General features: G+C 63.4%; 8 protein-coding genes and 1 pseudogene. All 9 read right to left on the minus strand.

Annotated features, from left to right (window positions below; genetic code table 11):
- Positions 1–22: 22 nt before the first annotated feature.
- Complete coding sequence (hypE, locus tag PWP93_RS36240; protein WP_421048278.1) at positions 23–1,084, minus strand: hydrogenase expression/formation protein HypE; 1,062 nt, start codon at positions 1,082–1,084, stop codon at positions 23–25.
- Positions 1,081–2,226, minus strand: coding sequence for a hydrogenase formation protein HypD (gene hypD, locus PWP93_RS36245; RefSeq protein WP_421048279.1), 1,146 nt, complete (start codon positions 2,224–2,226; stop codon positions 1,081–1,083). The genes hypE and hypD overlap by 4 nt, the downstream gene beginning before the upstream one ends.
- Complete coding sequence (locus PWP93_RS36250; protein WP_421048280.1) at positions 2,223–2,465, minus strand: HypC/HybG/HupF family hydrogenase formation chaperone; 243 nt, start codon at positions 2,463–2,465, stop codon at positions 2,223–2,225. Before PWP93_RS36250 ends, hypD begins: the two co-directional genes overlap by 4 nt.
- The gene (gene hypF / locus PWP93_RS36255) at positions 2,465–4,792 is read right to left on the minus strand and encodes a carbamoyltransferase HypF (RefSeq protein WP_421048281.1); all 2,328 of its coding nucleotides are present in this window, start codon (positions 4,790–4,792) and stop codon (positions 2,465–2,467) included. The genes PWP93_RS36250 and hypF overlap by 1 nt, the downstream gene beginning before the upstream one ends.
- Complete coding sequence (locus PWP93_RS36260; RefSeq protein ID WP_421048282.1) at positions 4,789–5,079, minus strand: hydrogenase/urease maturation nickel metallochaperone HypA; 291 nt, start codon at positions 5,077–5,079, stop codon at positions 4,789–4,791. The genes hypF and PWP93_RS36260 overlap by 4 nt, the downstream gene beginning before the upstream one ends.
- Positions 5,069–5,596, minus strand: a complete 528-nt coding sequence (locus PWP93_RS36265) for a hydrogenase maturation protease (RefSeq protein ID WP_421048283.1) — start codon at positions 5,594–5,596, stop codon at positions 5,069–5,071. Before PWP93_RS36265 ends, PWP93_RS36260 begins: the two co-directional genes overlap by 11 nt.
- A complete protein-coding gene (locus PWP93_RS36270; RefSeq protein WP_421048284.1) occupies positions 5,593–6,888 on the minus strand; it encodes a Ni/Fe hydrogenase subunit alpha in 1,296 nt (431 codons plus the stop codon). Before PWP93_RS36270 ends, PWP93_RS36265 begins: the two co-directional genes overlap by 4 nt.
- Entirely contained in the window at positions 6,878–7,654 is a 777-nt protein-coding gene (locus tag PWP93_RS36275; protein WP_421048285.1) for an oxidoreductase, read from the minus strand. The genes PWP93_RS36270 and PWP93_RS36275 overlap by 11 nt, the downstream gene beginning before the upstream one ends.
- A 1-nt stretch (position 7,655) precedes the next feature.
- Positions 7,656–8,105: pseudogene (locus tag PWP93_RS36280) on the minus strand (Ni/Fe hydrogenase subunit gamma); the annotation flags it as partial.

An 8,105-nucleotide genomic window follows, 5' to 3' on the forward strand; every position in this document is an offset into this window, starting at 1 on the left:
CCCCGGCGGTCGGCCGGTCCAATCAGCAAATGCGCGGCAACTGCTCGCCACTGAGCATGTCCAGTTCCCGTTTCCCGCCCATCGTGAGCAAGCGCACTCCCGAACCACTCGGGCATGCGCCGACATGACCGATAACCTCTGCCATCTGATCGAACCGCCTCAGGTGTTCAAGCGCATGTGCTGCGTTTGAATCCGGCACCACTGCAACAAACCGGCCCTCGTTCGCCACATAAAGCGCATCGAGGCCCAGAATTTCACATGCGCCGCGCACAGCATCCGAGACCGGAATCGCGGATTCGTCTATCTCGATCACCACATTTGCAGCATCGGCAAGCTCGATCAGGGCAGTCGCCAGACCTCCGCGTGTCAGATCGCGCATACAGTGGATCTCGATGCCAGCGTCTATCATCGCAAGCACAGGACCGGAGAGTGGGGCACAATCGCTCATGATTTCCGTCTCGAACCCCAATCCCTCGCGTACCGCCAGAATGGCAACACCATGCCGCCCGATGTCGCCGCTCAGGATCACGGCATCGCCGCGCTGAATGCATTGCGGGGCAATGGCGGAGCGCGAACGAATCAACCCCACGCCAGACGTGTTGATGTAGAGACCATCGCCCTTTCCGCATTCCACTACCTTCGTGTCGCCCGTTACGATCCGCACGCCGGCAGTCGCCGCGGCGCCTCGCATCGATTCGACGACACTGCGCAACGTATCGATGCTCAGGCCTTCTTCGATGACGAATCCAGCGCTCAGATACCGCGGCTCGGCGCCGCACATTGCCAGATCGTTCACGGTGCCGTTGACCGCAAGGGAACCAATATCCCCCCCGGGAAAGATCAGCGGTCGCACCACGTACGAATCTGTCGTGAACGCAAGATGCGGCGAGGCGCCTTCGAACGCGAGCACGGCGCCATCGTGCGTGAAATCATCTGGCGCTGCGGCGAACGCGGGCCTGAAAAGCTCGTCGATCAGGCGGTGTGTGAGCCGCCCGCCACCGCCATGCGCGAGTTCAACGACGCCGCTCGTCACGTGCGGCGCCGGACAAACGGGCAGAGGAAAAGATGATTCGCTCTTGTTCATGTCGATCTCGCTTCGTCCCGGCTTACATGGCGGCATGCCTCGCTCCCGCAGGTCGTCTCTTCCCGACGATAGCGATAGTAGGCCGCGCATACGCCCTCCGAGGAAACCATCGTCGCGCCAAGCGGATGCTCCGGTGTGCAATGGGTTCCGAAAGCAGGACAGTCGCCCGGCCTCTTGCGGCCACGCAAAAGCTCGGCCGCGATGCACACCCCAGGCTGCTCAGTCGGCAGCGCTGCGTCCGTGAAACGATCGAGCGCATCGTAGCGGCGATACGCTGGCGCAAGCCCGAGACCGCTTGCTGCGATCTCGCCCAGGCCTCGCCAGCGCTGGTTCTGCAAGGCGAATACGTGCGCGACGGCATCGCGCGCAAAGGTGTTGCCATCGCGTCGCACTGCCCGACTGTACTGGTTTTCGACCTCGCTTTTTCCAGCCTCGAGCTGACGGATACACAGGTAAATGCCCTGAAGCAGATCGACCGGCTCGAACCCAGTCACGACGATGGGAACGCGATAACGCTGCGCAATGGGTTCGTACTCCGTATAGCCCATGACCGTGCACACATGCCCTGCTGCCAGAAATCCCTGCACGCCGCACGCCGGATCACCGAGAATGGCTTCGATTGCCGGCGGTACGAGCACATGGGACACCAGCAAAAAGAAGTTTTCGAGGTGTTCGCGCTCCGCCTGTAGCACCGCCATGGCGGTGGCAGGCGCCGTCGTCTCGAAGCCGATAGCGAAAAAAACCACTTGCCGGTCTGGCTCATTGCGCGCGATCGCCAATGCGTCGAGCGGCGAATAGACGATCCGCACATCCGCCCCTGTCGTACGGGCAGCCAGCAGACTGCCGTGCTCACCCGGTACCCGGAGCATGTCGCCAAACGAGCAGAATGTGACGTTAGGGCGGCTTGCGATTGCAACGCCGGCATCGATCACCCCTGCCGGCGTTACGCAAACCGGACAGCCCGGGCCGTGCAGCAGCGTCACGCCTTCAGGCAGCATCCGGTCAATGCCATGCCGCACGATCGAATGTGTCTGTCCACCGCAGATCTCCATGATCGTCCAGGGGCGTGTCGTGATGCCGGCAATGGCCTCGGCAAAGCGAAGCGCCACGCCCGCATCGCGCCATTCGTCGACGTGCTTCATGTCGAATCTCCACGAGTATCCACAGCTGCGAGGCATTCGAGCGTCCGCAGGGCCTCTTCTTCATCGATCACGGCGATGGCGAAGCCTGCATGCACGAGGACATAGTCGCCCGCTCGCGCCTCGGGAACATAAGCCAGATTCACCCGCTTGACGATGCCGCCGAATGCGACTCGCCCCTGCCGCATGAGCGGATCGGCACCCTCGATGTTCAGGATCTCTCCGGGAACGGCAAGACACATCAGCGCTTCCCCTCGATCAGCGGGCGAGCCGCAAACGCGACTTGCCCCACGGCAAGACCGCCGTCATTTGGCGGCACGCGCCGATGACACCACACCTCAAAGCCCGCCTCCCTGAGCCGGACAATTGCCAGCTGCGTGAGACGAGCGTTCTGAAAGCAGCCGCCTGTGAGCAGCACGCGGCGCATGCCGATACATTGCGCGACTTCGACAATGAGTTCCACTAGCGCGTCGTGGAACGCGGCCGCGAGAACCGGCACGGGCACACCCTGCTGGCTTGCCTGCACAAGCGCGGCAAGCGACGGCCGCCAGTCGGCGATGAGACAGTCGCCTTCGTTGCGCAATACCGACTTGCCGAGTGCGTGCGCATATTCCGCGTGCCCGGCGGCGCTTTCAAGCGCCATGGCGGCTTCCCCGTCGAAGCTTGCCCGGCTGCATAGGCCAAGCATTGCCGCGGCCGCGTCGAACAGTCTTCCGGCGCTCGATGTCCACGGTGAATGGATTCCGCGGGCGAGCATCGTCGCAAACAGTTGCCGCTCGCGTGGGCTCAACGCCGCCGCGACCGGATGCAACCGTGTGGCGATCAACGCGCTTTCGCCGGCGAGCGCGTACAAGGCGCCAAGCGCTGCGCGGACCGGCTCGCGCACCGCGGCCTCGCCTCCAGGCAGGCGAAATGGTTGTAGATGCGCCCGGCGCCGGTAGCAGTCGCGTTCGAGCGTGAAAAACTCGCCGCCCCAGACGGTACCGTCTCCGCCGTACCCGCTGCCGTCCCACGCTACGCCGAGAATGGGTGCGTCCAGGCCGTTGTCGACCATCCCAGCGAGGACATGTGCGATGTGATGCGGAACAAGCTGCGCCCGCATCGCGGTGCGTTCTGCAAACTGCGTGCTGTAGTAGTCCGGATGCGCATCGCACGCAACGGTTTGCGCCGCAACGCCGTACAGCGCCGTCATGGCGGCGACCGAGCGGGCGAAGGCAACACGCGCCTCGCTGCCCTCGAGATTGCCGATATATGGGCCGAGCACGAGCTGCCCGCCCGACGATATGGCTATTGCGCTCTTTCCATACCCGCCCAGCGCGAGAATCGAGCGGGTATCGCCTCCCGCCTTCAGGGCGAGCTCGAGCGGCGCATAGCCCCGTGCGTGCCGCAAGACGACGGGCTCATCCGCGATTGACCGTACGACCGAATCGTCCACCGGATGCGCAATCGGACGATCATGGACCAGATAGAGGTCCGCCAGTCCCGCGAGTTTGTCGAGTGCTTCGCGTTCGTCGGCGACAATCGGCTCGCCTCCCCGGTTCCCGCTGGTGGCGATAACCGGGAATCCGAGTTCGCGCATCAGAAGATGATGCAGTGGCGTATAAGGCAGCATGACGCCAACCCACGCGTTCCCGGGCGCGACACCGGGCGTGATCCCGGCAGGCTGCGGGCGCGAACGCAGCAGCACGATCGGCGCCGCTCTGGAGCACAGCAGTTGCTGCTCCGCCGGACTGATGGCTGCCAGTTCTTGCGCCTGTTCATAGCCGGGTACCATGATCGCAAAAGGCTTGGTTGGCCGATCTTTGCGCTCCCGCAAACGACGGACCGCGAGTTCGCTACGCGCATCTACCAGGAGCTGGAAGCCGCCGAGGCCCTTGAGCGCCAGGATTGCCCCGCTGCGCAGCGCATCCGCGGCCTCGTCGAGCGCCTGATGCCCTGTCGCGCGCTCGCGCCCCGCCGTGTCCCACAGCATCAGACGGGGCCCGCAACGCGGGCATGCATTTGTTTCGGCATGGAAGCGCCGGGAGCCTGGATCGTCATACTCGGCCTGACACGCCGCGCACATCGCAAAGCGCCGCATCGTTGTGCGCGCGCGATCGTACGGGATGTCTTCGATGATGGAAAAGCGCGGGCCGCACCGCACGCAAGTCGTAAACGGATAGCGATAGCGACGGTTCTGCGGATCACTCACTTCATCGAGGCATTCGCCACAGACCGCAAGGTCTGGCAGCACCACCGCGAGACTTCCCGCTTCGCGCGTGCTTGGCGCGATCGCAAAATCGTGTTCGCCTTTTAAGGCGACCTGCAGGATACGACGCTCCTGCACACAAGCAGGCGGCGCCGTTTCGTTGTCGAACCGGGCAACGAAACGCACCAGTGCTTCCGTCGGGCCTTCGACCTCCAGCATCACGCCCTGGCCAGTGTTGCGCACGAAGCCGGCCAGCCCCTCGCTCACCGCGAGCCGGTGCACGAACGGGCGGAACCCGACGCCCTGCACGGCGCCGCTCGCCTCGATGCGCAGCCGTTCACGCGGCCCTCGCGCCGGCGCCGCAGACGGGTGCTCGCTCATGTCGTATCACCCTCGCTCGCAGGCACTTCAAGATCGAGTTGTTGCAGGATCACATCCTGTGCCTGAGCGTGATGCACGTCACTCGAAGGCTCGATGTGCAACGTCGCGCCTTCGACAGCTGTACCGCGTGCCTCCTCCTCGAAGTGCTCGCGAAAATGCTCCGGCGAGAAGGGAGTGAGCGCTCCGATCCATATGTGCACGGCCCCCACCCTGTTTGCGCCGTTATCTTGTGCCGCGCGCACTATGTGGGCCACCAGATTCCGAACGATCCCTGTTTCATGCATCATCTGTCTCCTCTCGTGTGTTCCCACGAAGCCTGTTGACTTCCGCGAGAACCTGGTCGGCAACCTCGTCCGCCACCGCCATGACTTCGCGCGTGACCGGCGCGCCGGCGTCGAACAACGCACCTTCGATGGCATAGACGACAATGTCTCGCGGCGCCGTGCCAAGCGCTTCGGCCAGCGCGATCACCTCCCCCAGCCCGAACGCATGACTGGATGCAGGCGACCCGTTGCGCCCGAGTTGGCCGGTTGCCAGATCCACGCGCCGGACCCGGCCCGGCGATCCAGCTGGCGCGGCTGCATCAATGCAAATCAACGCGTCAATGCCTGCCATGTCGTCACCAATGTCCATCATGTCTGCGCCGCGAGTCAGCAGGGAAACATCGGCCGGCAGGCGGCCCGCGAGCCGGTGTGCGACGACCCAGCCAATGCCGTCGTCGCCGCGATCCCGATTGCCGATACCGATTACGCGGACACAGCGCCTCGCCGGTTGACGCGCCTGTTGTTCAGCCGCCTTCGTCATTCTCGATCCACCCTCAATTCAAGAAAGTGCGCGGAGCACGAGATACACGGATCGTAATTCCTGATGCTGCGCTCGCAATGAGCCTGGATCACCGCGTCGGGCTCGTCGACGAGCGGTGCCGCAATCGCCGCAAGATCGTGCTCCATGCTGGCCTGATTTTGCGAGGTCGGCGGCACGATCCGCGCGCGGCGAACCGTACCCTCCGCATCGATGTCATACCGATGCCAGCAAATGCCGCGCGGCGCCTCTGTGCAGCCGTAGCCGGTTGCCGCGCGGGGCTCGATCGGCACGGCTGCATGCTCCGGTGGCTCATAGCCCGCAATCAATCTCAGCGCCTCGCCACACGCAAAAACGATTTCCAGCGCGCGCACGACGATGCTGCGAAACGGATTGCGACAGACCGGGCCGAGCCCGACCTCGCCGGCAAGCGCGCGCACATCCGCAGGCAGACGTGCGAAGTTCAGTGCGTATCGCGCCAGCGGACCGACGACATACGCGCCGCGCCGTTTGACGAACGAATGGAGCGCGGTTGAATGGCGAACGTGTCGCTCCTCGAATTCGGATTCGTAGTCGCCAATGTCGATGTCGATACCGCGACTCGAAACGAGGCGACCTTCGTTGAATGGATATTCCTCGGAGTGACATAGCGCGACAAGCTCGTAGTCGCGTTCGAAATCAGGAAACGGGAACGTCGCCACCCACCGGACTAGATCGATCGCGGTATCGCGTGCACGCTCGAGGCTGGCAGCAAGCGGTGCCAGTTCTGCTCGCGTGGGTAGCCGGTAAAAGCCGCCCACCCTGACGTTGACGGGGTGAATCTCGCGTCCGCCGAGCGTGCGCATCAGTTCGTTTCCGGCCTTCTTCAGTGCGAGGCCGCGACGGACTGCATCGCCGTGTTCGCGGGCCATTGCTATGGCATCGGGAAATCCAAGGAAATCCGGTGCGTGCAGCATCACGACATGCAGCGCGTGACTCTCGATCCATTCGCCGCAATAGACAAGGCGCCGCAGGGCGCGAAGCTGGCCACCGACGCGTACGCCGAAGGCGTCTTCGATCGCGTGAACGGCGCTCATCTGATAGGCGATCGGGCAAATGCCGCAGATGCGCGCGACGATATCGGGAACTTCGGCATAGCCGCGCCCCTGTAGCATCGCTTCGAACAAACGAGGCGGCTCGAATATATTCAGGCGAGCTGAACTCACGCGACCGTTGCGAATGTGCAGATCAAGCGCGCCCTCACCTTCCACTCGAGTGAGGTAGTCGACACGGATCGTCCTCGTCTTAGTCGCCATGGGCCTCGCTCTCCTTTCGAAACGGCTCCGCCGCGGCGTTGAAGGATCGAAATACCCGGCGGATTTCCTGCGGCCTCGCACCCAGTGCCTGCCATTCACGCGCGAGCGCGGCCGTATTGGGCGTCTCCATTGGGCCGTAGCAGCCGTAGCAGCCGCGCCGATACGACGGGCAGATGGCACCGCAGCCGGCATGCGTGACGGGACCCAGACAGGGCGTGCCTTGCACCATGACGCATACCGTGCCCCGCTGTTTGCATTCGATGCACACACTGTGTGCGGGAACCGCCGGTCTGCGGCCAGCGAGAAACGCCGAAATCACCTCGAGAAGTTGCACCTTGTTGATCGGGCAGCCATGCAATTCGTAGTCGACATCGACATGAGCCGAAATTGGCGTTGATGTCGCAAGCGTGCTGATGTACTGCGGTGACGCATAGACTGCGGCGACGAATTCCTTGATGTCAGCAAAGTTGCGCAACGCCTGGATGCCGCCTGCCATCGCGCAAGCCCCGATCGTTACCAGATGCCTGGACTTCCGCCGGATCTGACGGATGCGCTTCGCATCGTGCGCGGTGGTGATTGATCCTTCGACAAGCGAAAGATCATACGGACCGTCGCGCATATCGCTCGATGCTTCGGGAAAGTTCGCGATCTCGATCGCATCGGCGAGCAGCAGGAGTTCGTCCTCACAGTCGAGCAACGAAAGCTGGCATCCGTCGCATGAGGCAAACTTCCAGACAGCGAGCCGTGTACGATGGGGTGCTGGCATGTCATATCTCGCGCACGGAGAAAAGGTCCATGATCGTGTCGTAGCGCAGGACGGGGCCATCCTTGCAGATGAAAGCCCGCCCAAACTGGCAATGACCACACAGGCCGGTCGCGCACTTCATGTTGCGCTCCATCGACAGATAGATGTGCCCGGCCGGCATCCCTTCATCGCGCAGCGTGCTGATGGCAAAGCGCATCATCACCTCCGGACCGCAGATCAACGCCGTCGCAGTGCTTCTGTCGAACGCGGCGCGTGCGATCAGCGACGGCACAACACCAACGTGCCCGCGCCAGCCGGCATCCGCATGATCCACGGTAATTTCGACCTCGATATCGGCCCGTCGACGCCATTGCTCGAGCTGGCTGCGATAGAGCATCTCTTTCGGGTGCCGGCATCCGAACAGGATGACCACCCGGCCATAGCGGGCCCGATTGGCGAGGATGTCGTGGAT

It is taken from the genome of Paraburkholderia sp. A1RI-2L (genome assembly GCF_048957375.1).
Classification (GTDB): domain Bacteria; phylum Pseudomonadota; class Gammaproteobacteria; order Burkholderiales; family Burkholderiaceae; genus Paraburkholderia.

Excerpts from the sequence above, each read along its gene's own strand:
- hypE (WP_421048278.1), bottom strand. The coding sequence starts at position 1,084 with ATGAACAAGAGCGAATCATCTTTTCCTCTGCCCGTTTGTCCGGCGCCG.
- hypD (WP_421048279.1), bottom strand. The coding sequence starts at position 2,226 with ATGAAGCACGTCGACGAATGGCGCGATGCGGGCGTGGCGCTTCGCTTT.
- PWP93_RS36250 (WP_421048280.1), bottom strand. The coding sequence starts at position 2,465 with ATGTGTCTTGCCGTTCCCGGAGAGATCCTGAACATCGAGGGTGCCGAT.
- hypF (WP_421048281.1), bottom strand. The coding sequence starts at position 4,792 with ATGAGCGAGCACCCGTCTGCGGCGCCGGCGCGAGGGCCGCGTGAACGG.
- PWP93_RS36260 (WP_421048282.1), bottom strand. The coding sequence starts at position 5,079 with ATGATGCATGAAACAGGGATCGTTCGGAATCTGGTGGCCCACATAGTG.
- PWP93_RS36265 (WP_421048283.1), bottom strand. The coding sequence starts at position 5,596 with ATGACGAAGGCGGCTGAACAACAGGCGCGTCAACCGGCGAGGCGCTGT.
- PWP93_RS36270 (WP_421048284.1), bottom strand. The coding sequence starts at position 6,888 with ATGGCGACTAAGACGAGGACGATCCGTGTCGACTACCTCACTCGAGTG.
- PWP93_RS36275 (WP_421048285.1), bottom strand. The coding sequence starts at position 7,654 with ATGCCAGCACCCCATCGTACACGGCTCGCTGTCTGGAAGTTTGCCTCA.